Here is a 15710-nt window from a genome sequence, read left to right on the forward strand (position 1 = left end):
CGAGCTTATCCGATTTAAGGTGAGGTGGAACAATCTGGCAGAGGACTTGGCCAGGCAAGGCCTCCCAAAGGTGTCTGATTAACCCACGTCGGTTGGGCTATCCATTTCAGATCCTTCACTTAAAAACAGTTTCTCCAGATTCAGGAGGCCGTCCTGGATAAGGTCGAAACCCTCGTCGATTTCTGCGCCCAGGGTTTCATTCATCATGCCCAGGGCCACAATCTGTTCCCGCGCTTCGGCATAACCTTTTTCAATTCCAGCCCTTGCCTGCTCCATCAGGCCTGCCAGTGTTTCAAGATCTGCACCGGCGTCTGTCTCTTGCTGCAGGCGATTCTGCACAAAGCCTAGAATCACGCCAGCAACATCAGAAGCGGAAGGAGGCTGCGCCTGCGCAGCGTATTGATCGGCACCCGATACGGCTTTGCTCTGGCCGCCCATGGCTTCCTGCAGTCTCTGCTCCATGCGTACGCGCATAACGTTGATTGCGTCCGCTGGCGTGCGGATCTCAGTCTGTTTATCGACACGTACTTCTGTGGAAACCTGGCCTGCAGACCTGACCTCACCCGGGCCCGTATTCACTCGACCGGTCACATCCGGCCCGCGACCAATGATTGGCGCTACCATAACTTTCTCCTCCTGAAAGGATGTATATGTAATGGTTATCGGCAGATGCTTACCCGGCATTAAGATCGGTTGGTTATAAATCGACCAAACCACCCATGATTCGCTCTACTTCTTGATCCAGTGCTCATCCACCTGGATGTATTGCCCGGATGGCGTCTTCTCAACCGCTTTCTGGCCAGCAACCGTCTCTACCTTGGTTACTGCAATACCGTGTTTCTCTGCGATGGCCTTGTAGGCTTCGCGCCGGGCATCGTTAATAGCACTCACGATCTCTTTCGCTCTCTGGTCCGAGCTTACAGCAGCCAGATACCCCGCCGGTGTCTCACCCACCAAGCCATCGCTCTTGGCAGATTCGAGGGCATTTTTCGCTTCATCCAGGCTCATGGCCATTGCCGGCAGAGCCAGGCAAAGCGCTAGAATCAGGACACTGAATCGCGTAAATAACGTCATGTTCAACTCCTTAATAATTCGCTAAATACAGAATGCCAAGACAATCAGAACAGGCCCTTTTCACTGAACAGTTCGTCTACGTCTTTATCAACCTTCACGTAAATTTCATGCTGGATTTTCACGTTCAGGTTCACGGTTATCGGCTCCTTGGGCGCGGCTACCTGAACGGTCGGGGTACAAGCTGCCAGCAGACCACCCATCGTCAGACCCGCACACAGGGCGAACACACGCCGGGAACACCTGGAACCAGATTGCGTCATATCGTTTTACTCCTTTGTTAGCCTTCACTCTAACAGGTCGCCTGACCCATGGTCAGGATTTCATTCCCGCTTGTTGAATAACTCTTTGACTCTCTCTGTCACAGCATCGTTAACCTTGCCACTCAGTTGCAGGCTCCGGAGCAGCGCCGGAATGTTCTCCTCCAGATTGATATTCAACACCACCGGCTGGCCTTCACCAACGTTCGGGCTGTTGCCTTTCAGATGAAGCGCCAAAACCAGAGTGCCGTTCTCATCGTAATCAATACCGCTGTCCAGAACCGAGTAACGGAAATCCTCAAGGGCTTGAGCCACCAGCTTCATAGAATCATTCTGGCTGGCTAGCGCCTTCAGCCGTTCGGCCGTCAACTGTAACCGCCCGCCGGGCTCCAGGGCAGCAATGCGTCCACTCTCTACTCTTATCCCGGTCGCAGGGTCGAACAGCACGGGCACGGTGCCGCTTAGAATACCAGTGCCTGCGAGCCCTTCGGTTGGGTATAACTGCAAAAGGTAGGCAAGACTGAGCTCCGTGAGCTCAACAGGAATCGTCACTGGTGCCTGCGCCAGATTCCAGCGGCCCGGCTGAATGCGTACCTTACCATCCAGGGCATTGGTATTGGCCTGCGCCAACACCAAGGTTCCTGCAGCCAGTTGCGCCAGCGGTGCTTCGTAGGTTCCGGCCAAGAGCAAGGGGCCGATGGGGAGCCCGGAGTTCACCTCCTCCACGGTCAATTCCGGCACGGATATCTTGATGTTGTCTTCCTCCAACCGAAACTCCGCAGAGCCGTTCATTTTGCTCCAGGCTGTTCGATCATAGATACCGCTCCAATCGGTAAAAACAAACCTCCCATCCAGCAGCATCGGACCGGCTTTCGGTTGCTTATATGTGGCATTGGCACTGACCGTGCCGCCCGATACCGTAAGCAGGGATGGCCAGGCTGCAAAAATTCGAGACAGCGCCTCGGCTTCCTGCTTGCCACTCACCCTCGTCTCGCCCTCAAGTGTTAAAAGCCCACTGTATGGAAACTTCAGGTCCAGGTTTATCGTAGTCCCTGCATCGGCCCCCAGAACACCTGCAACATCGGTATGAGCGAGATCGCTTTCAACCCTGCCATTAAACTGCCAGGATTGTGACAACAATTGCGGATGCCTGACCTCTTTGGCATCCAGGCTGACAGGCCCCTCAAGATGTAAACTGTCGAGCTGGCTCTTCTCTATCGCGTAGCTTGCATTCAACGTCGTTTTGCCGAGTTCCGCGCGCAGGCCTTTAAGCAGCGACTCATTCGCAGATGCCAAAGCACTTCCGGAAACCGGCTCTAACCTATCAACCTCAAAAAACGTGGACTCAGCAAATCTCAATGTCCCGCTGTTGGTGTCCAGCTGACCGGTCAGCGCAATTTCCACCCTTGGTTTGGTCAGTCGCCAGCCTGCAACCTCAAGTTCTGGCATTGCTGCATTAAGCTGAGTTTCGCCCAGTTGCATCATCCACGGCGCTTTGGTCGTTACCGAAAGATGGGAACGTAAAGAAACATTTGCGCCGCCACGGCTGTTCAGCTCCACGTTCAGTGGCATTTTCGCCTCAGGCGCTTCTCCCGGAGCTGTAGGTAAGATAGCGGAAAGCGGCGCCAATGCAGGGGCTGGCCGTACCGACAAGGTTAGCGAGTCTGGTTGCATCAGCTCTGGCACCGTTCGGATCCACGCTGCCGGATGGCTCAGCACAAGATCTGCCTGAAGAGTTTCGGGCTGCCATCGGCCCTGATTTGCCTTCAGAGCGACTTCCAGATTGCCTCCGATCGTTCCCACCCCGGGCGCAGGCCAGGGCTGCGGTAGTTGTGCCTGAACCTTGGCGCTCCCCGTTACATACGCCAGAAAGTTCTCGTCGCCCGGGCCCTGCAACTCCCAGCTGGCTTCCATAGACCCGGTTTCAGGTTGTTCCGGCCACTGATCCGCGGGAATGCTCTGCCAGGTTTGCAGCCAGGCCAGTAACCAGTCGGTCTGCGGTAAATCGGGTACCGCCACTGAGCCGCGCCAGGACACCAGGCCGTTAACGCCCTGTTTCAGGTAGCCAGACGTTGCAGACAGGTAGCGAGTGCCATCAATCGCCAGCTCTGCAGATAAATCCAGATCCGTATCCCAGACACCATCAAGCGTGGCCAGCAAAGCGACCTGATGGCCGTCATGGTCAAGGTGTACACTGGCAGTGACTGGAACCAAACCGGATTCAGGGCCGGTAATCGACAGGCCTCCGGTCAGAGGACAACGCCCTGCTTCACACGGCAGAGTCACCCTAAACTGCTGAACAGTGATTTCCGAAGGTAACCAGCTGGGCATTTCTGGCGGCCACTGATTCTCTTCTTGCTGGCCACCCGCAGATTGTTCTCCGGGTTTCGTGTGCCAATCCAGCTCAAGATATCCTGCCGTCAGCGCCGTTAGTTGCGGCAGCCACCCCTCTCCCCATTCAGGGCTCCTCCACCCCAAATTCAGCTCCCTGCTTTTCAATTCAAGTTTTCGCGTCGGCAAGGACTGCACGAGTTCCAGTTCACGCACAGACACGCCACTGAACGAGAGGCGCAGCCCCTGCCATTCAAGCGTTTCAATGCCATTCTGTTGCAGCGTCTCGTTCAAGAGATGGCGGGCGGCCAGAATGCCGGACAGTATGGTGAGCACCAATACCGCGAATATTCCCCATCCGATCGGTTTCCATGCAATGCGCATTGCGGGCTATCTCCTGACCCGTTACCGGTTTTATATGAATCCTACCGTACATTGGTTGATATAACTGAAACAGTTACAGTATCGGCATCTGTTGAGCAGGAAACGCATATTCCATGACAATCTCAGACATTGATTTCGGGCAGCTATACCGCGACCAGATGGCTCAGGCCGGCGGCAGAGAAAAGCCCCCCAGCGCATGGGATGCCAAAGCGGCCAGCATGCCGAAAACGCCCATCGACAGCCCCTACAGTCAGGCATTTATCGACCTCACAAACCTGAGCGGTTGCGACACATTGCTGGACATGGGTTGCGGCACAGGCGCCATCGGGCTGGCACTGGCGCCTAAAATGAAGCAGGTTACGGGCGTGGACTACAGTGCAGGAATGTTGCAGGCTTTTCAGGACAACGCTCTTGCGCTCGGCCTTAACAATACCCGCACGATTCAATGCGCCTGGGAAGACAGCTGGGATAACATCCCCCAGTGCGACCTGGTGATCGCCTCCCGCTCAACGGCGGTGATGGACATGGCGGATGCCCTGCAAAAACTCCATCAAACAGCCCGCAAACGGGTCTGCCTCACCAATCTTGTTGGCGGCAGGTTCATCGACTGCAGCCTTCTCAAAGCCATTGGCCGGGAAGTGTGCCCAATACCGGATTTCATATACATACTGAACATTCTTTATCAGATGGGGCGTTACCCCCGCCTGGATTATATTGAAGCCAGAGGCCGTCTTGCGGGAGCGGCGAATGTTGATGAGTTTTTGGCGAAAGCGGAATCCGCTCTGGGCCAGTTGAGCGATGCTGAAAAAGAACGTTTGACAGGCTGGTATCATTCAGACCCAGAGCGTGCGCATCGTGGCGGAGAGGATTTTAGATGGGCATTTGTTTCATGGGATACGGATCATAACTGACTTTGCCCGGGCCACCTCGCTCGCTTTGTGTAAAGAGTATTCCCTGCCGGCACCCCAAAGAGTACCGGCAGAGTTGAATCACACCAGGTTATAAAGAAACACGATCGCGATACCCGCCGGTGTCACAAATTTCAGCACAAACATAAAGGCCTTGAAGGCACCACCTTTCAGACCAACATCCTCAGCCAGCCCTTCGCGACGGATAACCCAGCCCGCAAACAGGGCAATCGCAAGCCCACCCAAAGGCATCATGAGGTTGGAGACCAGAAAGTCGAGCAGGTCGAATACCGTTTTACCCTCGAAAAAGCCGAGGAAGCCCAGGGGATGCACATCGCTCCAGAGGTTGAAGGACAATACAGTGCCAATACCAATGAACCAGACAGCAAGTCCTCCGCCTACGGCGCTTTTGGTCCGACTTGCACCCTTGTGTTCTTCCAGCCATTCAACAACCGGCTCCAGCATGGAAATGGCCGAAGTGATAGCGGCTACAAACAAAAGCGCGAAAAAGATAGCGCCAAAGACAAGCCCGCCACTCATCTGACCGAAGGCCAGGGGTAGAGTCACGAAAATCAGCCCCGGCCCGGCGCCCGCCTCAAGGCCGTTGGCAAATACCAGCGGGAAAATGGCAAGCCCTGCAAGCAAAGCCACGCTGACATCCAACACCGCAATAGTCATGGCAGTTCTGGCGATGTTGACGTTTTTGGGCAGATAAGAGCCATAGGCCATCAGCACGCCAATACCAATACTGAGCGTAAAAGCAGCATGACCAAGGGCGACCAGAACACCTTCGGCGGTAAGGCGGCTGAAATCCGGTGAAAACATGAAGCTGACAGCACGACCAAAGCTGCCGCTGCTCATGGCATAAAACACCATCACGATCAGCAGAACGAACAGCAATGGCATCAGCATATTGACCGCTTTTTCCAGGCCAGACCGAATGCCCCGCCCCACAATAAACACCACAATGGCCATGAAGACCGTATGCCAGAGCAACAATTCCCAGGGATTCGCCAGCAAATTATTGAACTGCCCGCCGATAGCTTCTGCATCCGCGCCAACGAACAGGCCAAGCGCTGCTTTTCCGATGTAAACCAGAGACCAGCCGCCGATTACCGCATAAAAAGAAAGCACCAGGAAAGAAGCAACCACACCGTTCCAGCCGATAATGCGCCAGCTTTTAGATGCGTTCTCGGTTTTCGTCAGGGAGCGCATGGTTGCAATTGGGCTTTGACCGCCACGGCGGCCGATCATGATTTCTGCAATAAGCACCGGCACACCGATCAGGAAAATACAGGCGAGGTAAACCAGTACAAAAGCACCGCCTCCATTTTCACCCGTGATATAGGGAAACTTCCAGATATTACCCAGCCCGACGGCAGAGCCGGCAGCAGCCAGAATGAAGGCCATTTTAGAGGTCCAGAGGTTACTGGCCTGCTGGTGGGGATGAACCGATTCAGTCATTGCGTTCTCCGAATAGTTGTTTTTGTCGGATCGTCATAATGTAGAGCCTCTGTGAAAGAGGCTCTGATTGAATACTTAAAAAGGGGGAGCGGGCTGCTACATGACGCTGCGTATGGCGCTGGCAACTTGCGGCAACACCCGTTCATTCAGACCAGCCACGTTCACACGACTGCTTTCCAGCATGTATATGCCGTGTTCTTCCCGCAGCCGGCCAACCTGTTCCGGAGTGATGCCAAGAAACGAGAACATACCCCGCTGCCGTGAGATAAAGCCAAAATCACCCACAGGCGCCAAGGCATCCGCAAAGGCATGCCGCAGGCCCAGAATTCGCTCGCACATGCCACCCAGCTCAAGCTGCCATTCGGCGCGCAATACGTCATCGTCCAGAATGGTTTCAACGATCGCTGCACCATGGGCCGGCGGCATGGAGTAGTGGGCGCGAACAACGCTCAGCAGCTGGCTGGTTGCCGCCTTGTTAATGGCCTCGGTAGCCGAGATTAACACCAGGGCCCCCGTGCGCTCCCGGTACAAGCCAAAGTTCTTGGAGCAGGAGGCAGCAACCACCATTTCCGGAACCTGGCCAGCCAGATAGCGCAGGCCTGCGGCATCTGCATCAAGCCCTTCGCCCAAGCCCTGGTAAGCCATATCCACAAAGGGCAATAGCCCCTTACGCAGGATCAGTTGGGTAACGGCTCTCCATTGATCAAACGTAAGATCCGCGCCGGAGGGGTTGTGACAGCATCCGTGAAGCAGAACCACATCCCCCGCTTCGGCACTCTCCAGAGTGTCGAGCATGGCGGAGAAATTTACCGTTAATGTCTCTCGATTGAGATAGGGATATTCGCGAATTTTCAGGCCGGCGCCGCCCAGCAATGGCATGTGGTTCGCCCAGGTGGGCGTGCTGACCCACACCGTGGTGTCCCGCTGACACAACCGCAGAAACTCTGCTGCCATGCGTAAGGCCCCGCAACCGCCCGGCGTTTGAATAACCGATGTGCGGCCATCGCGAATGAGGCTGTTGCTGCCTCCCAGAATAAGACGCGCCATGGCATCGTTGAAGCCTGCCGCTCCGGCTGGGCCGACATAGCTCTTGGTGGTTTCACCCTCCAGCAGACGCCGCTCAGCTTCATGAACCGCAGTCATAATGGGCGTATTGCCTTCGTCGTCCTTGTAGACCCCAATCCCCAGGTCCACCTTGTCGGGCCGGGTATCCGCACGAAACGTCTGCATCAATTGCAGAATCGGGTCCTGAGGTAACTGTTCAAGCGCCTCAAACATGGTCGGCCTCCTTGTGGTCTGCCTGGCTGGTTCGAATCAGTGTCGGCCGGCCGGTATTCAGCGCTTTGATCAGCTGTGAGTGTTTTTCCTGAACAGCTTCGGCCGCCTGCTCACGCACCGGTCCATAGCCTCGTATTTCACTGCCCAGTTCCGCCAGCTGCAAGAAGGTATCGTAATTGCTGGCGTCCAATTCACTGACAATCCGCTCAACCAGTTGCTGGTACTCTTTCAGCTGGGCGCGGTCCATCTTGCGATCGGCCGAATAGCTGAACGGATCGACAGGCGTTCCACGCAGCACGCGGAACTTTGCCAGCAGCTTGAATACCCGGAACATCCAGGGGCCAAACTGACGCTTCCTGGGCCGGCCCTGGGCATCAGTGCCCCGGTTCATGATGGGCGGCGCCAGATGGAAGTGAACCTTGAAGTCACCTTCGAAGGTGTTGTTCACTTCCTTCATGAAGTCGGTTTCGGCGAACAGACGGGCCACTTCGTATTCGTCCTTGAACGCCATAAACCGATACAACTGCTGCGCCACAGCGCGGGTCAGCAAATTATTGGTCTCACCCAGCTTTTCCTCTGCTTCACGCACCTGTTTTACAAGCGTGGTATAGCGATCTGCCCAGCGGCGGCTCTGATAGTTCACCAGATGCTTGTGGCGAATATTGATCAGCTCGTCCAGGCTCGGCTCCGCTTTCACTTCTTCTACTCTCGCCTGGCCGGTAGTCAACAGGTCGGTGATAACCTTCACGTCTGTCGCCGCAACCCGGCCCCAGCCAAAGGCTTCCTTATTGCGCTCGACGGCAACGCCATTCAGCTCAATGGCTTTCATCAGCGCAGCCTGCGACAGCGGCAACAAACCCCGCTGCCAGGCAAAGCCCAACATCATCACGTTGGAGAACACGGTGTCGCCCATCAGCTTCTCGGCGATGCCGTTAGCATCCAACCGCGCGAAATTGTGATCACCAACCGCGTCGCGGATCAGGTCCAGACGCTTTTCAGATTTCATGTCCGCATCGCGGAACAGCACGTAATCACCGGTAGGCAGTTCCGCTTCGTTGGCAACCACACGGGTGTGATCCGGACGCAGAACGCTCAGCGCTTTCTGGGACGATGCAACGACAAGGTCACAGGCAATCAAAGCATCCGCCTGGCCGTGACTGATCCGGACCTGGTGCAGTTTATCCGGGGAAGGCGCCATGCGAACGTAACTGAGAACCGTGCCACCCTTCTGGGCAAAGCCAGTGAAATCCAGCACCGAAGTACCCTTGGCTTCAAGGTGCGCCGCCATGGTGATGAGCTGCCCTACGGTTACGACACCTGTGCCACCAACGCCACCCACCAGCACATCGTAGGAGCCTGTGAGTTCTGGCCGAGCTGGCTCTGGAATATTCGCGAGTTTGCCTGTGAGAACAGAACCGGTATCCATACCCCGGGATTTGCGCAACTGGCCGCCTTCGATGGTGACAAAACTCGGGCAGAAGCCGTTAACGCAGGAATAATCCTTGTTGCAGGAGGACTGGTCGATCTTGCGTTTGCGGCCCAGCTCCGTCTGGCGCGGCACCACAGAAAGGCAGTTCGACTGCACGGAACAGTCGCCGCAGCCTTCGCAAACGTGATGGTTAATAAACGCCCGCTTGGCGGGATCCGGGTACAGATTCCGCTTACGCCGGCGCCGCTTTTCCGCAGCGCAGGTCTGATCGTAAATCAGTACCGTGCAACCGGAAATGTCGCGCAGCTCTCGCTGCACCTTATCCAGCTCTGAACGGTCGTGGAAGGTTACGTCATCCGGGAAGAGTTTCTTGTGGCCATCGTACTTTTCCGGCTCATCACTGAGCACCACAACCCGGCGCACACCTTCTGCGGCAACCTGCTGCGCAATCATCGGCACGGTAATCTGACCGTCCACGGGCTGACCACCGGTCATGGCGACCGCATCATTGAACAGAATCTTGTAGGTGATGTTGATGCCGGCAGCAACGGCCTGGCGAATGGCCATGGAGCCCGAATGGAAATAGGTGCCCTCCCCCAGATTCTGGAACACGTGAGGATTACCGGTGTAACGGCTCTTGCCGATCCAGTTGACCCCTTCGCCACCCATCTGGATCAGGGATTCCGTGTTGCGGCCCATCCAGGAGGCCATGAAGTGGCAACCGATCCCGGCCAGTGCCTTGCTACCTTCCGGCACTTTGGTGGAAGTATTGTGAGGACAACCTGAACAGAAATACGGCAGACGCTTTACGCCACCCGGATCCTGAGCGTTGCTCATGCTGTTGATGGCCATCAGGCGTTCATTGTAGTCCTCGCCGAAAAAGCGCCCAAGGCGGGCGGCCAGAAAACCGGCGACTAATTTGGGGCTCAATTCGCCAACATAGGGAATCAGGGGCCGGCCCAGCTCGTCCTGTTTACCGGTAATCAGAACCTCGCCGGGGCGATCCGGCTCAGACATAGCTTCCTTGATCTGGCTCTCGATAATGCCCCGTTTTTCCTCGATAACCAGCACTTCTTCCTTGCTATGAACAAAGTTGAGCATGCCCCGGCGCTCGATTGGCCACACAAGACCTACTTTGTAGATATCCAACCCCATCTCACGGGCGCCGTGTTCATCAATGCCCAGCAGGTCAAGCGCTTCGAGTAGATCCAAATGGCCTTTGCCGGTGGTAACAATGCCGAAGCGCGCCTCAGCATTATTGAACAGGCAACGGTCGATAGGGTTGGCCCGGGCAAACGCCTGCACAGCCGCCAGTTTGTGCTCGATGCGGGTTTCCAACTGCGGGCCCGGCAGGTCTGGCCAGCGATAGTGCAGACCGGTTTCAGGCGGAGTGAAATCGTCCGGGGTAACAAACTCAGGCAGCGGCGGCAGCTCAACCGAGGCAGCGCTTTCTACCGTTTCCGAAACTGCTTTAAAACCCACCCAACAGCCACTGTAACGGGACAAGGCAATACCCCAGAGGCCAAAGTCCAGATACTCGGCAACGTTGGCCGGATTTATTGTGGGCATGAAAAAGCTCATGAATGCCACATCAGACTGGTGCGGCATAGAGGAAGACACACAACCATGGTCATCCCCGGCAACCACCAGCACACCACCGTGGGGCGAACTGCCGTATGTGGTGCCATGCTTCAGCGCATCACCGGCGCGATCAACTCCTGGCCCCTTGCCATACCAGATCCCGAACACGCCATCCACCTGGCGGTCGTCATCGGTTTCTACCTGCTGAGTCCCCAGCATTATGGTTGCTGCAAGGTCTTCATTGATGGCAGGCACAAAGTCGATGCGACTCTCGTCGAGGTAGTTTTTCGCCTGCCACAACGCCTGATCGTATGCGCCCAGGGGCGACCCCCTGTAACCACTCACCATGCCCGCGGTTTTCAGGCCCAACTTGCGATCGAGGGCAGCCTGCATCAAAGGTATGCGCACCAGTGCCTGGGTGCCTGTCAGGAATACCCGCCCTGAGTCTCTGAGGTATCGGTCTTCAAGGCTGTAATTGTCGAGTTGAGAATTGTCTGGTCGAGAGAGATCGGCGGACATGACGCCCTCCTTTTTGTCGATTTTATAACCAAAATTCTAGAGGGAAGTCGGCAAAAGGTGCTTGCTAATTGGAAGGAAATACCGAGAGTTTGCGAAAGGATGTTCGATAATTGACAATATAACCGAATATCCTTTGATAAAAATCAGGTGTTACCAAATGAAACACGTAGAGCTGGACAAACTAGACCAACGCATTCTTGCCATACTTCAGAGCGATGGGCGGATCAGTAACCAGCAATTGGCGGAAGAGGTGGGCCTGTCACCGGCAGCTTGCTGGCGAAGGGTGAGAGCGCTTGAAGAATCCGGCGTTATAACCGGATATACGGCGCACCTGGCGCCGGAACGTATCGGACAGGGGCTCTGTGTATTGATCAACCTATCCCTTCAACGCCACACCATTGACAGCACGGCAGAGATCGAACAACAGGTGAGCAGCTACCCGGAGGTACTTCAGTGTTTCGCGGTGACCGGTAATGCAGATTTTGTATTGCGAGTGATCGTACCGGATATGGCCAGCTACGATCGTTTTCTGAACGAAAAGATTTTCACCCTGCAGGGCATCGCGCAGGTAAATTCCAACTTTGTACTGCGGGAGATCAAAAACACCCAGACAGTTCCGCTGGGAGGCCCTACCTGAATCTTTGCTGGCCCTGAAGCCACATCAGCACTGCAACAACCAGTGCTATAAACAAGCCCGAAAGCCCAAAGGACAAACGAAAACCACTAACACCGAGAACCGCACCAAACATAAGCGGCGCCACGAAGTGAACAGCCCGATTGGCCATCAGACGCATGCCCAATGCTCCCGACCTCTGTTCGCGCTCAACGCTTTCAGCCAGAACTACCATCGACAGGGGCTGCGTAAGTCCACCGCCCAGCCCTACCAAAACGGACAAAAGGCCAATAACCAGCGCGTTGCCCGCGAACCCCATACAGACCAGGCCGCCAGACAAAGTGCAAAGCGCCAGAATCGTTGCCTTTTCGCGCCCGCCCACAGCGCTGATGATCTTTGGAATAAACGGGCGAATCACCATGGACACGCCCGATCGCAAACTAACCAGCACGCCAATCATCACCGCGCTCATTTCCAGGCTATCAAGATAAACAGGCAGATAGCTGCCGTAGACGCCCAAAGCAAACATTCCCGCAACCGTAATCGCGATGGAAACCTGAACGCCGGTATTATTGCGAATCAGACCCGCCTGAGCGCGGAATCCGGTCTGTTTTCGGGTCACCGATATGCCCAGGGTTGCATCTCCGGTCAGCGCTAGCCCCGACAGCCAACCCAACAAAGCAATGCCTGCCATAACCAGGAACAGGTTGTCGACGCCGCCGGCCCAATGAATCCAGCCGCCAGCCAGTAAAGGGCCAACCACCTGCCCGCCAGACAGCCAGGTGGAATACCAGCCAAAATAGCCTTCCAGTTTAGGCCCGGTCGCCAATGAAGAAATGATCGTCTGGGCCGATAACACCATTTGAAGGTGTGCCAGCCCAATTAGCAGCTGGCCACCAATGAGCCCGTAATACCCGGGCAGAATCTGCATCAACAGCAGCCCCCCGGTCATCACAAGCGCGCCGGCCAGCAGTGTAACCCGGCCTCCGTGGCGCGCCACCACGCCGCCCAGAGGAATGGCCAGCAAAAAGGGAAGCAGATACTGGGAGCTGAGAATGACACCCAACATGAGGGGGGACGCGCCGAGTTCAAGCCCGTACACCGGCACGGTTACGAGCAGCATCGAGTAGACAACGAAGCAGAATGTGAGCGATACACACAAAGCTACGAAGTTCTGGCCGGCTTCATCAGCCGGCCGTCTAAGAGCGTTTTTCAGGGTTGGTCTTTTAATAGGTCACCGGGCAGCAGCTTTGAGGAATCCACCAGCCCGCAGTTTAGTACTTCTGGATTAATATTTCAGAGCGCCGTTGCCCCGCTTCATCGTCGCTACAACAGACCCGGCAACCACCAGCAGCGCGGCCAGGGGCAATCGCCAATCCGGAGCCGCCACGCCGGCAATCACCAGAAATGTAGCCGCCAGAACAGGCACACCATAGGCGAGGCTACCCACCAGCGCGGTCGGCCCGGTGCGAAGTGCCAGGTCCCAGGCCATCATCGCAAGCCCATAGGGCCCGACTCCAAGCGCGACACCTGCAACAAGCGCCAGGCCTGAAGGCAACCCGAAGGGGCTACCAGAAAGAACATCGGCGATTGCAGCGCCGAACGCCGCTAGCAGAAACAGCCCCGGCATCATCGGCGCAATCGCAACAGGTGCCGCCTGGCAGATCCACGAATACAGGGCCCAGCAGCAACCGGCCATCAGCGCCAACGCATAACCTGCCAGGTATTGCGAATGCCCCACACTCTCCGTTTCCGGGGAAAGTAATACCGCAGCGCCAGAAAATGCAATGAGAGCGCCACACAAAACAGGCAACGGCAGGCGGCGATGAAATAGCCACTGACTGATGACAATAAACATCACAGGCCAGGTGTAAGTTATCAATGCCGCTTCTGCCGTCGGCGCCATGCCAACACCCGTAAGATAGCCACCGATCGCTCCGAGTATCAAGGCCGGCAAAAGCCCATAAATCGCCAGCCTCCACTTCAGGGAAACCGGCGCCTGAACCGGTTGGCCACCGCGATGGCGCCGCTTACGAAGACTCACCGGCAAAGCCACTATGGCTCCACTGATTAACGCGATGGCGGTAAGCTGGAAGGGCGGCACCGAACTGGCAATGTCCACCAGCAAAGGCGCGCCGGCCCAGAGCACAACGGCAAAAAGCGCGGCAATGATACTGATGAAAAATGGGCGGGAGGGGTTAGTCAATATGCGCACCGTCGTGGCTCCTGTTGCTGTGGGTGAATTGGATTCGACAGCTACAGGCTATACACTGACCACTCATCACAGAATCAATTATTTTTGATAGAACACATCACAAGGGCTGATACATTGAGAAACCGGATTCTGGACCTGAACATGCTTCTGACTCTGGTTACCATCGCAGACACCGGAACCGTGACGGCCGCAGCGGAAAGACTGGCATACACACAATCCACCGTGAGCATGCAGTTGAACCGCCTTGAGGCTGCTCTCGGTGTTCCGTTGCACGAAAAAGACGGGCGGCGCATACGGTTTACGGCGGAAGGCCAGAAGCTGGTGGGGTATGCCAGAAAAATGCTGGAACTAAACAGTGAAGCTATTGATGATGTGCAGCAGCGCCAGGTTTCCGGGGAGCTGAACCTTGGCATTCCGGAAGACTATGCCTTCCTGCTGACCTCGGTACTGTCTCACTTCAACCGGCAGTTTCCTGCAGTGCAGCTGCAGGTTACCTGCAGGTCAAGCGTTGAGCTGGTAAAACAGGTGCAGGCAGGAAACATGGACCTGGCTGTGGTGACCCGGCAGGCGCGCTCACCTGGCGGTGAGGTTATCCGGCGCGAGCCCCTTATGTGGGCTGTCGGCGCCAACGCCCAGCCATCGCTGACTGACCCGATACCTCTGGCGTTCTACTCACCGGGAGCCGATGTATTCCGGGACGTCGCCGAACAGGCGTTAACGAACGCAGGGCGGGATTGGCGAATGGCCTACTCGAGCCAGTCCATGACGGGCCTGATGCCCGTAGTCGCAGCTGGGCTGGCAGTTGCGGTTATCACCCGAAACATGCTTACACCCCAGTTGCGAGTGCTGGATGAGCGTAGCGGCATGCCCACACTTCAACACGTGGAGATTGCCCTGCACCGGCCAGCCGGCCGGCCCTCAGAACCAGTGAAGCAGTTGGCCGAACTGATTCAGAGCCACCTGGCGACAGGCGATTGAGCGAGCTGGTCGAGGCACTCAGGCAAACGGCGACGGTGCTTCCTTGAACTCAGCATAAAGCTCAGGATAGTCCTCACGAAGCCTCGACAGATTGGACTGCGCACTATCCGGCAGCATTTCCAATAACTCCTGCTGTTCTGCATCGGTCAGGTATAAACGAAGGAACGGAAACAATTTCTCCCGTTCTGCCTTCAGGTACGCTTGGTGAGCATCCAGATAGGCTTTGAAATCGTCAATAAACCGTTCCATAGGCACCACAGCATCCATCAGGATCATATCGAGCGTCTCGGAAAGCAGTTTCAAGCGCTTATGCAAGGCCTGATAGTCTTCAGTCATTCGACGGCTCAACGCCTCACCATCGGGTTTCCCGGACAGCAGATTCTCACTATACAGACGCTCCAGAGGCTTCAAGAAGCCATCCATATAATCAAGAATATAATCCACAATCTCGCGTATCTGACGAAAGTCCGGGCGCTCGCCCTCCTCCAGCGTCGTATGCCGGAGCGAGAGCACGTACAGCAACCGAGCCATATTGCCGTGATCGCGGCGCAGTTTGTTAAGCGTAGCCATGTGAAAACCTCCTGAGCTAACGGGCCGTGTCTTGCCTATCCTTAGGCCCCATATTGAATCGTTCGTTACTGTAATACCATAGCCAGCAAGTTACGCAATCTTACACTTC

Annotated in this window: 13 protein-coding genes; 3 read left to right on the plus strand and 10 right to left on the minus strand. The window is 56.0% G+C overall.

Features of this window, described 5'->3' with window-relative positions; genetic code table 11:
- Positions 1–78: 78 nt before the first annotated feature.
- The 4 genes from Q4501_RS01060 to Q4501_RS01075 all read right to left on the minus strand — a co-directional run bounded on the left by Q4501_RS01060 (position 79) and on the right by Q4501_RS01075 (position 4046).
- Positions 79–624, minus strand: coding sequence for a DUF5610 domain-containing protein (locus tag Q4501_RS01060; RefSeq protein ID WP_303593425.1), 546 nt, complete (start codon positions 622–624; stop codon positions 79–81).
- Positions 625–729: 105 nt separating this feature from the next.
- A complete protein-coding gene (locus Q4501_RS01065) occupies positions 730–1074 on the minus strand; it encodes a YdbL family protein (protein ID WP_303593427.1) in 345 nt (114 codons plus the stop codon).
- Positions 1075–1118: 44 nt separating this feature from the next.
- Positions 1119–1274 carry a YnbE family lipoprotein gene (locus Q4501_RS01070; protein ID WP_303594333.1) on the minus strand — a complete coding sequence of 52 codons (156 nt, stop codon included), beginning with the start codon at positions 1272–1274 and terminating at the stop codon, positions 1119–1121.
- A 120-nt stretch (positions 1275–1394) separates the two neighbouring features.
- On the minus strand, positions 1395–4046 hold the full coding sequence (locus Q4501_RS01075) for a YdbH domain-containing protein (RefSeq protein WP_303593428.1): 2652 nt from the start codon (positions 4044–4046) through the stop codon (positions 1395–1397).
- Positions 4047–4159: 113 nt separating this feature from the next.
- On the opposite strand from Q4501_RS01075, the gene Q4501_RS01080 reads away from it, so the two are divergent.
- Positions 4160–4957, plus strand: coding sequence for a methyltransferase domain-containing protein (locus Q4501_RS01080; RefSeq protein ID WP_303593429.1), 798 nt, complete (start codon positions 4160–4162; stop codon positions 4955–4957).
- Positions 4958–5035: 78 nt separating this feature from the next.
- Here the strand turns inward: Q4501_RS01080 and Q4501_RS01085 are convergent, their stop codons facing one another.
- From Q4501_RS01085 to Q4501_RS01095, 3 genes are all read right to left on the minus strand, one after another.
- Positions 5036–6418: a sodium-dependent transporter gene (locus tag Q4501_RS01085; protein WP_303593431.1), complete on the minus strand. Its 1383-nt coding sequence runs from the start codon at positions 6416–6418 to the stop codon at positions 5036–5038.
- A gap of 96 nt (positions 6419–6514) precedes the next feature.
- A complete protein-coding gene (locus Q4501_RS01090; protein ID WP_303593433.1) occupies positions 6515–7696 on the minus strand; it encodes an amino acid aminotransferase in 1182 nt (393 codons plus the stop codon).
- Positions 7689–11225, minus strand: coding sequence for an indolepyruvate ferredoxin oxidoreductase family protein (locus Q4501_RS01095; protein ID WP_303593435.1), 3537 nt, complete (start codon positions 11223–11225; stop codon positions 7689–7691). Before Q4501_RS01095 ends, Q4501_RS01090 begins: the two co-directional genes overlap by 8 nt.
- A gap of 157 nt (positions 11226–11382) precedes the next feature.
- Here Q4501_RS01095 and Q4501_RS01100 point away from each other — a divergent pair, with 157 nt between their 5' ends.
- Positions 11383–11862, plus strand: a complete 480-nt coding sequence (locus Q4501_RS01100) for an Lrp/AsnC family transcriptional regulator (protein ID WP_303593437.1) — start codon at positions 11383–11385, stop codon at positions 11860–11862.
- On the opposite strand, the gene Q4501_RS01105 is transcribed toward Q4501_RS01100, so the two are convergent.
- Positions 11855–13069, minus strand: coding sequence for an MFS transporter (locus Q4501_RS01105; protein WP_368497092.1), 1215 nt, complete (start codon positions 13067–13069; stop codon positions 11855–11857). The two genes, Q4501_RS01100 and Q4501_RS01105, sit on opposite strands and share 8 nt — an antisense overlap.
- A gap of 57 nt (positions 13070–13126) precedes the next feature.
- Entirely contained in the window at positions 13127–14053 is a 927-nt protein-coding gene (locus Q4501_RS01110) for a DMT family transporter (protein ID WP_303593439.1), read from the minus strand.
- A gap of 141 nt (positions 14054–14194) precedes the next feature.
- Between Q4501_RS01110 and Q4501_RS01115 the strand changes: the two genes are divergently transcribed.
- Positions 14195–15031: a LysR substrate-binding domain-containing protein gene (locus Q4501_RS01115; protein WP_303593442.1), complete on the plus strand. Its 837-nt coding sequence runs from the start codon at positions 14195–14197 to the stop codon at positions 15029–15031.
- A gap of 18 nt (positions 15032–15049) precedes the next feature.
- Here the strand turns inward: Q4501_RS01115 and Q4501_RS01120 are convergent, their stop codons facing one another.
- Positions 15050–15601, minus strand: a complete 552-nt coding sequence (locus tag Q4501_RS01120; protein ID WP_303593444.1) for a hemerythrin domain-containing protein — start codon at positions 15599–15601, stop codon at positions 15050–15052.
- Positions 15602–15710 lie beyond the last annotated feature (109 nt).

This window comes from Marinobacter sp. 2_MG-2023 (assembly GCF_030546935.1).
GTDB lineage: Bacteria > Pseudomonadota > Gammaproteobacteria > Pseudomonadales > Oleiphilaceae > Marinobacter.